The following is a 15,906-nucleotide window of genomic DNA, read 5'->3' on the forward strand; positions in this document are numbered from 1 at the left end:
CCCCTCCAAAGAAAAAGCACCAGCGAGCATTGCCCCTCTGGTGCGGGATTTGGTAGGCGCGGGCGGTTTCGAACCGCCGACCTCTACCGTGTCAAGGTAGCGCTCTCCCCCTGAGCTACGCGCCTGCAGCCCGAAATGTACCGGCTGGCGGGCTATACGTCAAGAACTGCGCGTCGGACCTGTACCAGGCCGGCGGCCGATCAAAGCGCGGGGCCGGAGGAAACAGACCCGATCACGGCCATTGCGGTGCAAGGCCAGCGCCCCGCCCGCATAGGCCTCGGTCAGATTACCCCCCGCATGGCGTAGAAACAAAAAGCCATCAACGGCCCCGGCAGGATACCCAGCACCAGCAGCGCCAGACTGTTGATGCTTAATGCCATACTGGCCAGGTCATCGCGTACGATCAAACCCGCATCCGGCGCCGGCTTATCAAAATACATCACCTTGACGACACGCAGATAATAAAATGCTCCAATCACCGCCAGCAGGACGCCGACCACGGCCAACCACACATATCCCGCCGCCACCACCGCCTGAAACACCGCGAGCTTGGCATAAAAGCCCACCGTCGGCGGCACACCCGCCATGGAAAACATGACGATCATCATCAAAAAAGCATACCAGGGCTTGCGCTGCGCCAAGCCCTTGAAGTCATCGATACGCTCCGCCTCAAAACCCGCCCGGCTCACGAGCAGAATCATGCCAAAACCCGCCAGAGACATCAGCGTATAGACTACGGTATAAAAAAATGCACTGGCCAGCCCGGCCTCCGTCCCCGCCACGATCCCCAACAACATAAATCCGACATGACCGATAGTGGAATACGCCAGCATCCGTTTGATGTTCTGCTGGGCAATGGCGATCACGTTACCCACCACCAGCGATACCACGGTCAGCGCGACAAAAATCTGCTGCCAAGATTCCTGCATGCCGTAGCCACCATCCACCAGCAGGCGGATGATCAGGGCAAAGGCGCCGATTTTGGGCGCCGAAGCAAGAAAGGCGGTCACCACCGTAGGCGCGCCCTGATATACGTCGGGTAACCACATATGAAAGGGCGCCGCGCCCAATTTGAAGGCAATACCCGCGGCAATAAATACGATGGCAAAGACCAGTACCAGATTGCCTGCGGTCATATTCACCAGATCAGCGGCAATATCCCGCACATCCAGGGTGCCCGTCAGCCCGTAAAGAAGCGACATCCCATAAAGCAGCAAACCCGAGGCCAGCGCTCCGAGAACGAAATATTTCAGCCCTGCTTCCGTCGCCATCACACTGTCGCGGTAAAAGGCAACCAGGGCATATTGGCTCAGCGCCAGCAGCTCCAGCCCGAGGTAGACACTCAGCAGACTGCCACCGGAAACCATGACCATGATTCCCAGCAGGGCGAAAAGCAACAGCACAAACACCTCGCCTCGGTAAATACCCCGGTCCACCAGATAGCGCCGGGAGTAGAGCACCACCATTAGCACGGCCAGATAGCTGAACAGCTCTGCAACGTTGGTGAAGCGGTCCAGCACGAAAAGGCCCGCAAAGGCGGTACCGCTCTGCCCCATCTCAAAAACGGTCAGCACGGCCGCACCGCTGAGGGTCAGCACGGTCAGCACCGCAGCAAGATCACGCAGGCCGTCGCCCCAGAACAAGTCTGCCAGCAAAACGACGCAGGCCATCGTCAGCACCCAAATTTCCGGGATGGCGTAAGTCCAGTGCATAAGGAATGAATTCATAGGCAAGGTCCTTTACGCCGGAATCTTGGAGAGAGACACCTGGGTCACCAGGTGCTGTACCGAGCTGTGCACGATATCGAGGAAGGGCGCTGGCCAGAGGCCGAGCAGCAGGGTAAAGGCCGCCAGGGTACCGAGCACCAACACCTCCCGGCCATCGAGGTCTTTCAGTCTGGCCACTTCGGGCTGGACAACACTGCCGAAAATCACCCGCTTGAAAAGCCAGAGGGTATATCCAGCGCCGGTAATCAGGCTGGTGGCCGCCAGAATCGCCAACCAGGGGTTTACCTGATAGGTCCCGAGCACCACCATGAATTCGCCGACAAAACCCGACGTCCCCGGTAGGCCGACATTACCCATGGCAAAGAGCATCATCAGCGCAGCAAAAACCGGCATGACATTGGCCACCCCTCCGTAAGCTTTGATACTGCGGGTATGCATCCGATCATAGAGTACGCCGACACAGAGGAACATGGCTGCACTGACAAAGCCGTGCGATAACATTTGAATGATACCGCCCTCGATCGCCACGCTATTGAACACAAAAAATCCCAGCGTCACGAAACCCATATGAGCGATGGAGGAATAGGCGATCAGCTTTTTCATATCCTCCTGCACGATCGCCACCAGCGCGACATAGATAATGGCGATGAGGGACAGGACAATCATCAGCCAGGCCAATTTGTGACTCGCGTCGGGCACAATCGGCAGGCTCAGGCGCAGGAAGCCGTAGGCGCCCATCTTGAGCATTACCGCTGCCAGGATGACGGAGCCCCCAGTAGGAGCCTCGACATGGGCGTCCGGCAACCACGTATGCACCGGCCACATGGGAATTTTTACCGCGAAGGCAAAGAAAAAGGCCAAGAAGATAAGCGTCTGCGCGCTCATGCCCAAAGGGGTTTTCTGAAACTCCAACAAACTGAAACTATCCCCACTATGGAAGTACAGATAGAGCAGCGCTACCAGCATCAGTACCGATCCGAGAAAGGTATAGAGAAAGAACTTGATGGTCGCGTAGACCCGCCGCGGACCACCCCAGACCCCGATGATCAGGAACATGGGGATGAGCATGGCTTCCCAGAACACATAGAACAGAATGGCGTCCAGCGCACAGAAGACACCAATCATCAGACCCTCCATGATCAGGAAAGCCGCCATGAATTGTGCCACCCGCTCCTGCACGTTTTTCCAGGAACTGATGACCACCAACACCGTCAGGAAACTGGTGAGCAGGATAAACCACAGGGAAATTCCGTCGATCCCGAGGTGATAAAAGATGTTCAGGGAGGGAATCCAGGCGACCCGTTCGCTGTACTGCATCGCCGCCGTATGGGTATCGAATCCGGTAAAGAGGGGAATGGTCACGGCGAAAGCAACCAGCGAGGCCACCAGTGCCAGCCAGCGCGCGGCCTCGGGACGGCGATCGCCCACCGCAAGGACCAGCAGACCACCGATGATCGGCACCCAGATGGCGTAACTGAGGAGAGGGGAGTGCGTCATGCCTTATCCTCTCCAGACCACAAAATAACTCATGAGCAGAATCAACCCGATAATCATTGCGAAAGCATAGTGGTAAATATAACCCGTCTGGACACGTCGCCAGGATAATGCCGCCTTACCGATTTCACGGGCCGTACCGTTGACCATGATGCCGTCGATCAGGCGTTCGTCGCCCACGTGCCAGAACAAAGCGCCAAGCTGTAAGACGCCGCGTACCAGTACCGTCTGGTTGAAGGCATCAAACCCGTATTTGCGCTGCAGCGCCCAGACAATGGGACTGAGAAACCGGGTCAGCGCTTCAGGCAGGCCCGGCCGCAACCAGTAGAACCAGGCAGCGACGGCAATACCCAAGAGCGCCAACCAGAACGGTACGGTCTCCACACTGTGCAGCACGAACGCGCCCGCACCCTGCCAGTGGGCACGAATCTCCCCAATGGTATTCCACTGCGGGGCAACGACCAGGGAGGAATCCAGGAAGTGCCCCAGGCCGACGGGCCCAATATATGCCCAACCCGCGTAAACCGCGGGAATCGCCAGCGCAATCAGGGGCACGGTAATCACCCAGGGTGACTCGTGCAGATGTGCGCGGGTGTGGGCATCCATGCGCGGGGCGCCATGGAAGACCAGGAAAAACATCCGGAAGGTATAGAGCGCCGTGACGAAGGCGCCAGCCACCAGCATCCATTCCGCCCAGCCCGCTCCGGGAAGGGTAGAGAGCCCTACTGCCTCGATAATGAGGTCCTTGCTGAAGAATCCGGCAAAGGGCGGAATACCGGACAACGACAGGCTGCCGATCAGAAAGGTGATATAGGTGATGGGCATGACCTTGCGCAGCCCGCCCATTTTGCGGATATCCTGCTCGTTGGACATCGCATGGATCACTGAACCTGCGGCCAGAAATAGCAAGGCCTTGAAGAAGGCGTGAGTCATCAGGTGAAAAATTGCCGCGGAGAAGGCGGAAGCACCCAGCGCCGCCGTCATGTAACCCAGCTGGGAAATGGTCGAGTAAGCGATGATACGCTTGATATCATTCTGCACCAGACCGACGAGCCCCATAAAGAACGCCGTTACCGCGCCGATGATCAGCACCACCGAAAGGGCCGTCGCGGACTGTTCAAAAATCGGCGACATCCGTGCGACCATAAAAATACCCGCCGTGACCATGGTCGCCGCATGGATCAGGGCGGAGATGGGGGTCGGGCCCTCCATGGATTCCGGCAACCAAACATGTAAAGGCACTTGCGCGGATTTGCCCATGGCGCCGACAAACAGCAGCAGGGCAATCCAGGTCAGCACACTCCAGGGATGTCCCGGTATGATTTCCAGTGTTTGTCCGATCAGATGAGGTACGGCCGCGAATACCGTACGATAATCCAGACTGCCACAATAGTGGTATACTGCGGCAATACCGATCAAAAAGCCGAAATCACCGACACGGTTGACGATAAATGCCTTGATCGCGGCGACATTGGCACTTTCACGCTGAAACCAGAAGCCGATGAGCAGGTAGGAAACCAGACCCACCGCTTCCCAGCCAAAAAAGAGCTGGAGAAAATTATTGCTCATCACCAGCATGATCATACTGAACGTGAACAAGGCAATATAGCTGAAAAAACGCGCGTAACCCGGATCGCCGTGCATATAACCAACGGTATACAGATGCACGCTCAGAGATACAAAAGTGACAACGACCAGCATCAATGCCGTCAGGCTGTCGATGTCAAATCCGACGGATACCGGCAGATGACCCAATACCGCCCAGGTATAGACATCTCCGTAAAAGGTTATACCGTGACCGGTTTGCCAGAGCACGGCCAACGAGAGATAGAAAGCAATGGCCACCCCGATGATCGGCGCCCAATGCGCATGATCCCGGAGCCTCCAGCCCCAGAAACCGGCCACGAGTGCACCCACCAGTGGCGCCACGGGGATAACCAGATACACGGCGAGGGGAGGGAAGGCGTTCAACCAGTCAAAAAACCACATATCAGCCCCTCAACTCATCGATATCATCCACATTGATGCTATGGCGATTGCGGAAATAGGCGACCAGTATCGCCAAACCAATCGCCGCCTCTGCCGCCGCCACCGTAAGAATAAAAAATACAAATACCTGCCCATCGAGATTGCCGAGATAACGGGAAAATGCGACCAGATTGATATTTACCGCCAGCAGCAGCAACTCGATGGCCATCAGCAGAATGATGACATTCTTGCGATTGAGGAAAACACCAACCACACCGATAGAAAAGAGCATCGCTCCGAGAATCAGGTAGGCCGCCAGGGTCGGTTGTCCAGCATTCATCATTCAGGCTCCCGCAAATCCACGAGTTGTACCCGGTCTTTGGCCCGCACCGCCATCTGCGCGGCAATGTTCTGGGTTTTGGTGCCAGTCCGGCGCCGCAAGGTCAGGGCGATGGCGGCGATAATCGCCACGAGCAGAATTACTGCTGCTATTTCAAATGGATACAGATATTTGGTATACAGTAGGATCCCCAGTGCCCGGGTATTGTCGGTATCCGCCGGGAGTGCGGCGGGCGCAGGGATATGGCCCAGGGAAGACGTCCAGAAAACGACCGCCAGCTCCAGAACACCGAGGATGGCAATAGCAAGACCCAATGGCAGATAACTGAGAAAGCCTTCCTTGATACGTGCCAGGTTGATATCCAGCATCATCACCACAAAGAGGAAAAGCACCATCACCGCGCCCACATAGACCAGAATCAGAATCAACCCCAGGAATTCAGCTCCCAGCAGGATGAACAGGGCGGCAGCATTAAAAAACGCCAGCACCAGATACAGGGTCGCGTACACCGGATTACGCGCCGTGATCACCAGCGTTGCAGAGCCCAGCAATATAGCGGAGAAGATATAAAACAGAATCGTGGTTACTGGCAGCATGGCATCCGTTCTCCGTCAGCGGTAAGCGCGGTCAGCATCGCGATCGGCAGCCAGCTCCGCTTCCAGACGATCGCCATTGGCCAGCAGCATGTCTTTGGTATATATCAGGTCGCCGCGAATTTCTCCATGATAAGAGAGCACCCGGCTTTCGACGATGGAGTCTACCGGACAGGATTCTTCGCAGAGTCCACAAAAAATACACTTGCTGAGATCGATGTCGTAGCGCGTCGTCCGCCGCGTTCCATCGCTACGGACGTCGCTTTCGATGGTAATGGCCAGCGCCGGACATACCGCCTCACAGAGTTTGCAGGCAATGCAGCGTTCCTCACCGTTGGCATAGCGGCGCAAGGCGTGCAGGCCGCGAAAACGGGGCGATTGCGGCGTCTGTTCTTCGGGGTATTGCACGGTGATCTTCCGCGCAAAAAAATAACGGCCGGTAAGCTGCATACCGCGCAGCATCTCCGTCAGGAAAAAAGTGTTGAACCATTGCCTTGGGCGAAATTGCATATGATTCTCCTCAGCGCAAAATGACGCGCAGGGGCGTTTCCAGAGCAACGCCGACTACGACGATCCAGGCAATGGTCACCGGGATAAACACCTTCCAGCCCAAACGCATGATCTGGTCATAGCGATAACGGGGAAAAGTGGCGCGAATCCATAAAAACACATACAGCAGGAAAGCGGTTTTCAGCAATAACCAGACGACACCCGGTATCCAGGTGAGCCATGGTGTATTGATCGGCGCATACCAGCCACCGAGAAAGAGCACCGTCGTCAACATGGAGACAAAAATCATATTGGCATATTCCGCCAGAAAGAACAGCGCGAAGGCCATCCCGGAATACTCCACATGAAATCCCGCCACAATTTCCGACTCGCCTTCCGCTACGTCAAAAGGTGCGCGGTTGGTTTCGGCCACGCCGGAAATAAAGTACACCAGAAAGAACGGAAATAACGGCAGCCAATACCAGGACCAGAAACCGCCTCCCGCCTGGGCTTCCACGATTTTGGTGAGATTCAGGGTCTGGGCAGCCATCAACAATCCCACCAGAGCAAAGCCCATGGCAATTTCGTAAGCCACCAACTGAGCCGCCGCCCGCATGGCCCCCAGAAAGGCATATTTGGAATTGGACGCCCAGCCCGCAACGATGATGCCGTATACCCCCAGGCCGGCGATGGCCAGCACATAAAGGAGACCGGCGTTCATATGGGAGATGGCCATATCCGGGCCGAAAGGAATGGCCGCCCAGACCAGCATTGCCGGCACGAAAGCCAGCACCGGTGCCGCCAGAAACAGAAACCGATTAGCGTTGGTCGGGATGATCACTTCCTTGAACATCAGCTTGACCGCATCGGCGATCGGCTGCAACGAGCCCTTGAAGCCCACGCGATTGGGGCCCAGACGTACCTGTATATAACCAATCACCTTGCGCTCGGCCAGGGTCAGATAGGCCACACCCAACAGTAGTGGCACCAAGACGACGACAATCTTGATGATCGACCAGAGGATCGCCCACCACGCCGTACTCTGAAAATCATGCATGGTGTCGCCTCCTAAGTACCGGTCGCGGTGGCGGGCGGCGTCGCCGTGCTCACCGAGCAGGCCGTGTAGGCTGCACCCAATGTCGCCGTCTCGGCATATCCCATAGGCACCCAGACGGTACCCATCGGAATCCGGGCATCCACTACCAGAGGCAGGCAGGCCTTGCCGCCAGGGGTGCTGATTTCCACGAAATCCCCCTGCAGGGCCAGCGCCCCGACCTGATCCGGATGCATTTTCACCACAGCGGGCTGGGTGAGGGGTATGGCACGCCGCACCAGCGGGTCGCCCCGGAAAAGGGGCCAATCGCCCAGACGGCGCAATCCGTCGTCTGCATACGGGGACACCGGAACTGGTTCCAAGACCGGGAAGGTACGGAAAGGCGGCACATCCAGGGCATACTCGCCGATTTCACGCTGCCAGGTGGCCGTTACTTCGCTCAGTTCATTAAACTGGAATCCTGGCAGATTAAGGCCGTCACCGAGTACACGCAGTATCTTCCAGGCCGGACGTGCCTCCTCCGGCGTTTTTACCGCGGCGCGGAAGGTTTGCAGACGCCCTTCGTTATTGATGAAGGATCCGGCCCCCTCGGCAAAGGCCGCCATGGGCAGAATCACATCGGCATACTGTTTCGCCTCGCCCGCAAACTGCGCGATGCTCAGCACAAACTCCGCTTTTTGCAATGCCGCCAGTGCGGCCACGCCGCGCATCGCGTCCACGCCCGGCTCTATACCCAGGAGTATGAAGCCCTGCATATCCGCATCCCAAAGCGCATCGGCAGGTAACCCCATCGTCTGCGCCCGATGCCCCCCCGGCAGACGGTGCGGCACACAACCACTCAGCCAGGCACCGGCGCTATTGGCGTCTTGCGCCAGCCAGCCCACCCGTGCGCCCGCCAACCCGGCAAGCGACTCGATCTGTGCGATCATCGCCGCCGCCTGCGGGTGATGCAGCAAGGCACTGCCAATGAGGATCAGGGGGTTATCCGCCGCCAGCAGATCACTCGCGACATCGGCCAGAGACTCCGCGCCGGTTTTCCCGGCGTGACCGGACAACTGGCTGCAGAGCGCCGCATAGAGGGCCAGGTCGGCGCCTGCTTCCGCCACCAGCTGGGTGACGGGGTAGTTGAAATCCTGCCGCAGGCTGTCGATGGCAATCACCTTGCCGCCCTGCAACACCGACTTGCGCAAACGATGGTTGGTCAGCGGCTGCTGTTGCCGCGGAAAGGCATGGCAGAGCAATATGAGCGGCTCGCGCTCCAGATCTTCCAGAGCCATGTTCAGCGCCGGATAGACCGGCATTGCGGCATCCGCGCGGAAATCCTGCTGACGCAAACGATGGTCCACATGAGGGCTGCCCATGCCGCGCAGCAAGGCCTGGAAAAGGAACAGTTCTTCATTGCCGGACTGCGCCGAAATGAGTCCGGCCAGCCGTTCCGCACCATGCCGGGCAATCACCTGCTCCAGTCCCGACAAGGCGACATCCAACGCTTCCGCCCACGAAGCCTCACGCCATACGCCGTCGACACGCAGCAAAGGCCGCGTCACGCGGTCTTCCGCTTGTAGGCCGGTATAGGCATAACGTCCCTTGTCACAAATCCACTCTTCATTCACCGCCTGATTGACACGCGGCAGAACCCGCAACACTTCGCGGCCCAGGCTCTGCACGTCGGTATTACAGCCCGTCGAACAATGCGGGCAAAGCCCCGGCGTGTGCTTCAGTTCCCAGGAACGGGCCTTGAAACGAAAAGGTTTGCTGGTCAACGCGCCTACCGGACAGAGATCAATCATGTTGCCGGATAATTCAGACTGCACAGCCTTGGCGACGTAGGTGCCAATAGCCATATGTTCGCCACGCCCCGTCGCTCCCAGTTCCATGATTCCGCCGATTTCCTGACCGAAGCGCACGCAACGGGTGCACTGGATGCAGCGCGTCATTTCCGTGGCGATGAGCGGCCCGATGTTGGGGTCCTGCACGACCCGCTTCTCTTCGGCGTACTGGCTGTGCGGGTTGGCAAAGCCCATGGTGATGTCCTGCAGGGGACATTCGCCGCCCTGATCGCAGATGGGGCAATCCAGGGGATGGTTGATGAGCAGAAACTCCAGCACACCCTGCTGCGCCATCTTCGCCTTGCGCGACGCTGTGGCGACCTTCATGCCGTCTGCGACGGGCGTCGCGCAGGCCGGCAATGGCTTGGGAGCCTTTTCCACATCTACCAGACACATGCGGCAATTGGCCGCTACCGACAGTTTGGGGTGATAACAAAAGAAGGGGATATAGATCCCCAAAGCCTGGGCCGCCTCCATGATGGTGGTCCCTGGTACGACCTCGATGGACTGTCCGTCGATCTCGATATGCGGCATCAGACAGCCCCCCCATCCACCAAACAGTGCTTATGCCGAATGTGGTATTCATATTCTTCACGAAACAGGCGCACAGAGCTGACTACCGGAGCCACACCACCATCCGCCAGGGCACAGATGGTGCGGCCCTCGATGCGTGATCCCACATCCAGCAGCAGTTGCAGGTCTTCTTCGCGGCCCTGGCCATTTTCGAGACGATGCATCACCCGCCACAACCAGCCCATACCCTCCCGGCACGGGGTACATTGGCCACAGGACTCGTGCATGTAAAAACGGGCGATGCGTTCCACCACCTTGACAATGCAAACACTATCGTCGATGACGATGACCGACCCCGCCCCAAGGGCGGATCCTGACTTGGCGATGGAGTCATAATCCATGGTGACCGCCATCATGGCCTCGCCTCCCACCATGGGAGTACTGGTGCCGCCGGGAATCACCGCCTTGAGCTGACGCCCCGGTCGCAGCCCTCCGGCCATTTCCAGGAGTTCTTTGAAAGGGGTACCCATGGGAACTTCGTAGTTACCCGGCCGCTGCACGTGGCCGGTCACCGAAAAGATCTTGGTGCCACCATTGTTGGGTTTTCCCAGATTGAGGAACCACTCGCCGCCCTTGGCGATGATGCTCGGCACCGAAGCAAAGGTTTCCACATTGTTGATGGTGGTGGGCTGACCATAGAGACCATAGCTGGCGGGGAATGGCGGCTTGAAACGTGGCTGCCCTTTCTTCCCCTCCAACGCCTCCATCAACGCCGTTTCCTCACCGCAAATATACGCACCCGCCCCCCGATGTACATACAGATCGAAGGAGAAATCGGTGCCAAGGATATTCTGCCCCAGATACCCCTTTGCGTAGGCCTCTTCCAGCGCCCCCTCCACAATGTGGATCGGCTCCACGAACTCGCCGCGGATAAAAATATATCCGGTACTCGCCCCCATGGCGTAGGCACCGATAATCATGCCCTCGATCAGGCGATGGGGTTCATAACGCATGATGTCCCGGTCTTTGCAGGTGCCGGGTTCACCCTCGTCGGCATTGCAGAGCAGGTATTTGGTACCGGTCACGCCCTTGGGCATGAAACTCCACTTCAGCCCGGTAGGGAAACCGGCGCCCCCCCGGCCACGCAGTGCGGATTTTTTTATCTCGCTGATGATCTGATCCGGCGCCATGGAGTCCAGCAGCACCCTGCGCAGTGCATCGTAGCCGCCGGTCCCCGCATACACCGAAAGGCGGTGGGAGTCAGGCAACCCACGGTTCTGCAACGTAACACCGTTAACGAACATCGTCGGACTCCCCCCGTAATTTCGCCAGCAAGGCATCCAGACTTTCCTGCGTCAGATTCTCGTAATAGTGATCACCGACCTGCAGCATCGGTGCGTCTTTACAGGCACCCAGGCACTCCACTTCCTGCAGGGTAAAGAGACCGTCCGCGGTCGTCTCACCAGGGCTCACACCCAGGCGCTCGCTCAGGTGTTGAAGTATCGCGTCGGATCCATTCAGAAAGCAGGAGACGCTACCACAGACGCAGAGTTTATGCCGCCCCACCGGCTGGAGATCGTACATGCTGTAAAAAGTTGCCGCCTCATAGACCTGAATCGCCGGGATGCCGAGCAGACCGGCGATATGCTCCATCACCGCGTCACTCAGATAGCCGTGCTCCTCCTGGGCGATGCGCAGCGCCGCCAACAGGACGGAACGCGCCTGATCCGCCGGATATTTAGCCCGCTCACGAGCAATTTCTGCCAGAGACTTTTCCGATAACATGGCTTACCTGTCGATCTCGCCAAAAACAATGTCCATGGTGGACAAAATAGCCACCACGTCCGCGATCATATGTCCCCGGGCCATCTCGTCCATAGCGGCGAGATGCGGGAATCCGGGTGCCCGGATTTTCATCCGGTAGGGTTTGTTGGCACCATCCGAAATCATATAAATGCCAAATTCCCCCTTGGGAGCCTCCACCGCGGCATAGACTTCACCCGCAGGAACCGCCATCCCTTCGGAGAATAGCTTGAAGTGATGAATCAACGCCTCCATGCTGGTTTTCATCTCTTCGCGGGACGGCGCGGCAATCTTGAAATCATCGGTAATCACCGGGCCAGGATTCTTGCGCAGCCAATCCACACACTGGACAATGATCCGGTTGCTCTGCCGCATCTCCGCGACGCGGACCAGATAGCGATCATAACAGTCCCCGGTTTTACCCACCGGGATATCAAAATCCAGATCGGCATACGCTGCGTAGGGTTGGGTACGCCGCAGATCCCAAGCCACACCGGAAGAGCGCAGCATGGGGCCAGTGAAGCCCAGTTGAATGGCCCGTTCCGGCCCCACCACACCGATACCCACCGTGCGCTGCTTCCAGATCCGGTTGTCCGTCAGCAGGGTTTCATACTCGTCCACGTAGGTGGGGAAACGGCGCGCGAAGTCCTCTATGAAATCCAGCATGCTGCCCTGACGGTTGGCATTGAGCTCTTGCAGGCGCCGGGCGTCACGGTAAGGAGACGGCTGGTACTGTGGCATCTGGGCAGGTAGGTCGCGGTACACCCCCCCCGGGCGATAGTAGGCGGCATGCATGCGCGCACCGGATACCGCTTCATAGACATCCATGAGGTCTTCCCGCTCGCGGAAGCAGTAAAGAAAGACGCTCATGGCACCGACGTCCAGGGCATAGGCACCCAACCAGAGCAGATGATTGAGAATGCGGGTAATCTCGTCGAACAGGGTACGGATATACTGGGCACGAACCGGCACTTCAACGCCGAGCAGTTTCTCTACCGCCAGACAGTACGCGTGTTCGTTGCACAGCATCGACACATAATCGAGCCGATCCATATAAGGCAGGTTCTGCAGATAGGTCTTGTTTTCCGCCAACTTCTCGGTAGCCCTGTGCAGCAGACCGATGTGGGGATCGGCGCGCTCGATCACTTCACCGTCCAGTTCCAGTACCAGACGCAGCACACCGTGGGCAGACGGATGCTGCGGCCCGAAGTTCATGGTGAAGTTATTGATTTCGGGCATTGTAGCGACCCTCCCCTGCTTCACGGATGATACGTGGTACCACCACGCGCTCCTCGGTGCGCGTCGGCTCGTAAACCACCCGGCCCTGGTCCGCGTCGTAACGCATTTCCACCGTACCGACCAGGGGAAAATCCTTACGGAAGGGATGGCCGACAAAGCCGTAGTCCGTAAGGATGCGCCGCAAATCGGGGTGGCCATCAAAAAGAATCCCGTAAAGATCAAAGGCCTCACGCTCAAACCAGTTAGCGGCAGCCCAGACCTCCACTACGGAGGGCACGATGGGCAGATCGTCATCGGCAAAAATACGCACCCGCAGGCGCTGGCGGTGCTTCAGGGAGAGCAGATGATAGACCACGGCAAAGCGCGGCCCCTCCCAAAGCCCTTCGCCATAGGCGGAGTAGTCCACTCCGCAGACATCTACCAGCAAATCAAAGGCGCAGGCCACATCATCCCGAAGCAGGAGACATGCCGCAGGGAAGCCCTCACGGGACAATTCCACGGTCAGTTCGCCGCGATCCAGGTGCGCAGTTCGCAATGTCGCGCCCAGTTCATCACTGAGATGCTGGCGCAGATTTTCGAGTGCGTCAGTCATGTCTCACCGGGCAATGGTATTGGTGCGGCGGATTTTTTTCTGCAACTGGACCAGGCCGAAAAGCAAGGCCTCAGCAGTAGGCGGACAACCCGGTACGTAGATATCCACGGGCACGATGCGGTCACAGCCCCGCACGATGCTGTAGGAATAGTGATAATAGCCGCCGCCGTTGGCACAGGAGCCCATGGAGACCACCCAGCGCGGCTCCGGCATCTGGTCATAGACCTTGCGCAAGGCAGGGGCCATCTTGTTGACCAACGTTCCCGCCACGATCATCACGTCGGACTGGCGCGGACTGGGACGGAAGACAATACCGAAACGATCCAGGTCGTAACGCGCGGCCCCGGCGTGCATCATCTCCACTGCACAGCAGGCGAGGCCGAACGTCATGGGCCAGAGGGAACCGGTACGGCCCCAGTTGACTACCGTGTCGATGGTCGTGGTGACGAAACCCTTTTCGAGAAGGCCCTCTATTCCCATTCCAGCGCCCCCTTCTTCCATTCATAAATGAAACCGACCACGAGAATGGCGAGGAATAGCATCATGGCCAGAAAACCTGTCATCCCGATCTGATCAAAGACCACCGCCCAAGGGAAGAGGAAGGCAATTTCCAGATCAAAGAGGATGAAAAGAATGGCAACGAGATAGTAGCGCACGTCGAATTTCATGCGCGCATCTTCAAAGGCCTCGAACCCGCATTCGTAGGGCGAGAGCTTTTCGCTGTCCGGCCTGTGTGGCCCCAGCGAAGACCCCATCAGCAGTGGGGCTACGCCAACCACCAATGCGACGAGCAGAAATATGAGCACTGGCAAATAGTGGTTCAACATCTCCAACCCCTCCACCCGATACGGGCTCCGGAAAACACATCCAAAGCCACTGATAAATTATTTTTTTAGTATATAAATCATATCTCTGGATGAGATCAGAGATAAAAAAACAGCCCGTAGGGCTGCAATTTGGTGCCGAAGACCGGACTCGAACCGGTATAGCTTGCGCCGCCGCCCCCTCAAGACGGTGTGTCTACCAATTTCACCACTTCGGCCTGATAACTATTAAAACTCTCTCATGATGCGCTGGCGACGTCAAGGCTTGACGGGGGTCTTTCCTGCGACAACAGATGAAGCCGCACTGGTCACCGGGCTCGCTGCGCTTGCTACCGACTGTGCCGGAGCAGCAACGATGGGAGCTACGGGTGCCGACGTCGTCACCGGCGCCTTGCTGGGCAGGGCGATGCCGGAAAAAACACTGCTGCTGGAGTGATCGGAAAGATAGGCCAACCCGAGGCTGTTCAAAAAAAACAGCGCGCCGATCACGGCCGTAGTATGGCTCAGAAAATTCCCCGCACCACGCGCTCCGAAAATCGTCTGCGAGCCACCGCCCCCGAAGACGGCGCCAATATCAGCACCCTGCCCTTTCTGAATCAGGACAAGCCCCACCAGAACGATACAAATAATGATCTGGACCACCAGCAACACCGTGTACATCGATTCAGCCTCCTCGTCCTGCCGACTCGGCAGCACGACAAATTTGGATAAACTCACCCGCCTGCAGGGACGCGCCACCCACCAGGGCCCCGTCAATGTCCGCCTGGTCAAAAAGCGCGGCGGCGTTGTTGCCTTTAACACTTCCGCCATAAAGCAGCAACAGACGCCTGGCAAGCTGCGCCGAATAAGCGGCTGCCAACTCGCGGATGAACACATGGACCGCCTGTGCCTGTTCAGGGCTGGCACTCAGACCTGTGCCAATGGCCCAAACAGGTTCATAGGCAATGATCAGGTTGGGTTGGCTCGCCTCGAGATTCAGCAGGGGCAGCACGGCTTCGAGCTGACGGCGTAATACCGCATCTGTGAGACCCTGCGCACGCTCCGCCTCTGTTTCACCCACGCAAACCACGGGGATGAGACCTGACAGCAATGCTGCTTTAATCTTCTGGACAATCTGCGCGTCGCTCTCCGCAAAAATCTGCCGCCGCTCGGAATGCCCGATCAGCACATAACGGCAACCCATATCACGGAGCATGGCCCCGGATATTTCTCCGGTATAGGCGCCGCTTGCTTCCCAGAAAAGGTTTTGCCCCCCCCAACGCAAGGCGCTGCTTTTGGCCTCCTGAGACACTGCGTGGAGCAGGGTAAAAGGCGGGAAGATCACCACCTCCGGGCGCATCGGCTCCAGCCCTGCGTGAAGAATGGCCTGAGTGAGATGCACGGCATCCCCACTCAGGCCGTTCATCTTCCAATTTCCTGCTACCATAGTGGGACGCACGGC

16 protein-coding genes and 2 tRNA genes are annotated in these 15,906 nt (G+C 57.9%); all 18 read right to left on the reverse strand.

What is annotated here, in order from left to right; all coding sequences use genetic code 11:
* Positions 1-50: 50 nt before the first annotated feature.
* Positions 51-125 (reverse strand) — tRNA-Val (locus AFE_RS11990).
* 156 nt (positions 126-281) lie between these two features.
* Positions 282-1,727, reverse strand: a complete 1,446-nt coding sequence (gene nuoN / locus AFE_RS12000; protein ID WP_012537295.1) for an NADH-quinone oxidoreductase subunit NuoN — start codon at positions 1,725-1,727, stop codon at positions 282-284.
* A gap of 12 nt (positions 1,728-1,739) precedes the next feature.
* A complete protein-coding gene (locus AFE_RS12005) occupies positions 1,740-3,224 on the reverse strand; it encodes an NADH-quinone oxidoreductase subunit M (protein WP_012537296.1) in 1,485 nt (494 codons plus the stop codon).
* A 3-nt stretch (positions 3,225-3,227) separates the two neighbouring features.
* A complete protein-coding gene (gene nuoL, locus AFE_RS12010) occupies positions 3,228-5,210 on the reverse strand; it encodes an NADH-quinone oxidoreductase subunit L (protein WP_012537297.1) in 1,983 nt (660 codons plus the stop codon).
* A gap of 1 nt (position 5,211) precedes the next feature.
* Positions 5,212-5,529, reverse strand: coding sequence for an NADH-quinone oxidoreductase subunit NuoK (gene nuoK / locus AFE_RS12015; protein ID WP_012607483.1), 318 nt, complete (start codon positions 5,527-5,529; stop codon positions 5,212-5,214).
* Positions 5,529-6,125: an NADH-quinone oxidoreductase subunit J gene (locus AFE_RS12020; protein ID WP_009565427.1), complete on the reverse strand. Its 597-nt coding sequence runs from the start codon at positions 6,123-6,125 to the stop codon at positions 5,529-5,531. Before AFE_RS12020 ends, nuoK begins: the two co-directional genes overlap by 1 nt.
* 15 nt (positions 6,126-6,140) lie before the next feature.
* Positions 6,141-6,632 carry an NADH-quinone oxidoreductase subunit NuoI gene (gene nuoI / locus AFE_RS12025; protein ID WP_012537299.1) on the reverse strand — a complete coding sequence of 164 codons (492 nt, stop codon included), beginning with the start codon at positions 6,630-6,632 and terminating at the stop codon, positions 6,141-6,143.
* A 10-nt stretch (positions 6,633-6,642) separates the two neighbouring features.
* The gene (gene nuoH, locus AFE_RS12030; protein WP_009565424.1) at positions 6,643-7,668 is read right to left on the reverse strand and encodes an NADH-quinone oxidoreductase subunit NuoH; all 1,026 of its coding nucleotides are present in this window, start codon (positions 7,666-7,668) and stop codon (positions 6,643-6,645) included.
* A gap of 11 nt (positions 7,669-7,679) precedes the next feature.
* Entirely contained in the window at positions 7,680-10,028 is a 2,349-nt protein-coding gene (nuoG, locus tag AFE_RS12035) for an NADH-quinone oxidoreductase subunit NuoG (RefSeq protein WP_012537300.1), read from the reverse strand.
* Positions 10,028-11,311 carry an NADH-quinone oxidoreductase subunit NuoF gene (nuoF, locus tag AFE_RS12040; protein WP_012537301.1) on the reverse strand — a complete coding sequence of 428 codons (1,284 nt, stop codon included), beginning with the start codon at positions 11,309-11,311 and terminating at the stop codon, positions 10,028-10,030. The genes nuoG and nuoF overlap by 1 nt, the downstream gene beginning before the upstream one ends.
* A complete protein-coding gene (gene nuoE / locus AFE_RS12045) occupies positions 11,301-11,792 on the reverse strand; it encodes an NADH-quinone oxidoreductase subunit NuoE (RefSeq protein ID WP_009566653.1) in 492 nt (163 codons plus the stop codon). The genes nuoF and nuoE overlap by 11 nt, the downstream gene beginning before the upstream one ends.
* Before the next feature lie 3 nt (positions 11,793-11,795).
* Positions 11,796-13,049 (reverse strand): NADH-quinone oxidoreductase subunit D, encoded by a 1,254-nt coding sequence (locus tag AFE_RS12050; protein ID WP_012537302.1) that lies wholly within the window; start codon positions 13,047-13,049, stop codon positions 11,796-11,798.
* Positions 13,033-13,641 (reverse strand): NADH-quinone oxidoreductase subunit C, encoded by a 609-nt coding sequence (locus AFE_RS12055; RefSeq protein WP_009566652.1) that lies wholly within the window; start codon positions 13,639-13,641, stop codon positions 13,033-13,035. Before AFE_RS12055 ends, AFE_RS12050 begins: the two co-directional genes overlap by 17 nt.
* A gap of 3 nt (positions 13,642-13,644) precedes the next feature.
* Positions 13,645-14,121 carry a NuoB/complex I 20 kDa subunit family protein gene (locus AFE_RS12060; RefSeq protein WP_009566651.1) on the reverse strand — a complete coding sequence of 159 codons (477 nt, stop codon included), beginning with the start codon at positions 14,119-14,121 and terminating at the stop codon, positions 13,645-13,647.
* The gene (locus AFE_RS12065; protein ID WP_009566650.1) at positions 14,112-14,468 is read right to left on the reverse strand and encodes an NADH-quinone oxidoreductase subunit A; all 357 of its coding nucleotides are present in this window, start codon (positions 14,466-14,468) and stop codon (positions 14,112-14,114) included. Before AFE_RS12065 ends, AFE_RS12060 begins: the two co-directional genes overlap by 10 nt.
* Before the next feature lie 130 nt (positions 14,469-14,598).
* Positions 14,599-14,683 (reverse strand) — tRNA-Leu (locus AFE_RS12070).
* Between the two features lie 40 nt (positions 14,684-14,723).
* Positions 14,724-15,125, reverse strand: coding sequence for a preprotein translocase subunit SecG (secG, locus tag AFE_RS12075; RefSeq protein ID WP_012537303.1), 402 nt, complete (start codon positions 15,123-15,125; stop codon positions 14,724-14,726).
* 4 nt (positions 15,126-15,129) lie between these two features.
* On the reverse strand, positions 15,130-15,891 hold the full coding sequence (tpiA, locus tag AFE_RS12080) for a triose-phosphate isomerase (protein ID WP_215905524.1): 762 nt from the start codon (positions 15,889-15,891) through the stop codon (positions 15,130-15,132).
* Between the last annotated feature and the right edge of the window lie 15 nt (positions 15,892-15,906).

The sequence above is a fragment of the Acidithiobacillus ferrooxidans ATCC 23270 genome (assembly GCF_000021485.1).
GTDB classification, from domain to species: Bacteria; Pseudomonadota; Gammaproteobacteria; order Acidithiobacillales; family Acidithiobacillaceae; genus Acidithiobacillus; species Acidithiobacillus ferrooxidans.

What these genes read in the sequence shown, in the direction of transcription:
- AFE_RS12005 (WP_012537296.1), bottom strand. Translation starts at nt 3,224, where the DNA reads ATGACGCACTCCCCTCTCCTCAGTTACGCCATCTGGGTGCCGATCATC.
- AFE_RS12060 (WP_009566651.1), bottom strand. Translation starts at nt 14,121, where the DNA reads ATGGGAATAGAGGGCCTTCTCGAAAAGGGTTTCGTCACCACGACCATC.
- nuoN (WP_012537295.1), bottom strand. Translation starts at nt 1,727, where the DNA reads ATGAATTCATTCCTTATGCACTGGACTTACGCCATCCCGGAAATTTGG.
- nuoE (WP_009566653.1), bottom strand. Translation starts at nt 11,792, where the DNA reads ATGTTATCGGAAAAGTCTCTGGCAGAAATTGCTCGTGAGCGGGCTAAA.
- AFE_RS12050 (WP_012537302.1), bottom strand. Translation starts at nt 13,049, where the DNA reads ATGCCCGAAATCAATAACTTCACCATGAACTTCGGGCCGCAGCATCCG.
- nuoH (WP_009565424.1), bottom strand. Translation starts at nt 7,668, where the DNA reads ATGCATGATTTTCAGAGTACGGCGTGGTGGGCGATCCTCTGGTCGATC.
- AFE_RS12055 (WP_009566652.1), bottom strand. Translation starts at nt 13,641, where the DNA reads ATGACTGACGCACTCGAAAATCTGCGCCAGCATCTCAGTGATGAACTG.
- nuoF (WP_012537301.1), bottom strand. Translation starts at nt 11,311, where the DNA reads ATGTTCGTTAACGGTGTTACGTTGCAGAACCGTGGGTTGCCTGACTCC.
- nuoL (WP_012537297.1), bottom strand. Translation starts at nt 5,210, where the DNA reads ATGTGGTTTTTTGACTGGTTGAACGCCTTCCCTCCCCTCGCCGTGTAT.
- nuoG (WP_012537300.1), bottom strand. Translation starts at nt 10,028, where the DNA reads ATGCCGCATATCGAGATCGACGGACAGTCCATCGAGGTCGTACCAGGG.
- nuoK (WP_012607483.1), bottom strand. Translation starts at nt 5,529, where the DNA reads ATGAATGCTGGACAACCGACCCTGGCGGCCTACCTGATTCTCGGAGCG.
- nuoI (WP_012537299.1), bottom strand. Translation starts at nt 6,632, where the DNA reads ATGCAATTTCGCCCAAGGCAATGGTTCAACACTTTTTTCCTGACGGAG.
- AFE_RS12020 (WP_009565427.1), bottom strand. Translation starts at nt 6,125, where the DNA reads ATGCTGCCAGTAACCACGATTCTGTTTTATATCTTCTCCGCTATATTG.
- tpiA (WP_215905524.1), bottom strand. Translation starts at nt 15,891, where the DNA reads ATGGTAGCAGGAAATTGGAAGATGAACGGCCTGAGTGGGGATGCCGTG.
- secG (WP_012537303.1), bottom strand. Translation starts at nt 15,125, where the DNA reads ATGTACACGGTGTTGCTGGTGGTCCAGATCATTATTTGTATCGTTCTG.
- AFE_RS12065 (WP_009566650.1), bottom strand. Translation starts at nt 14,468, where the DNA reads ATGTTGAACCACTATTTGCCAGTGCTCATATTTCTGCTCGTCGCATTG.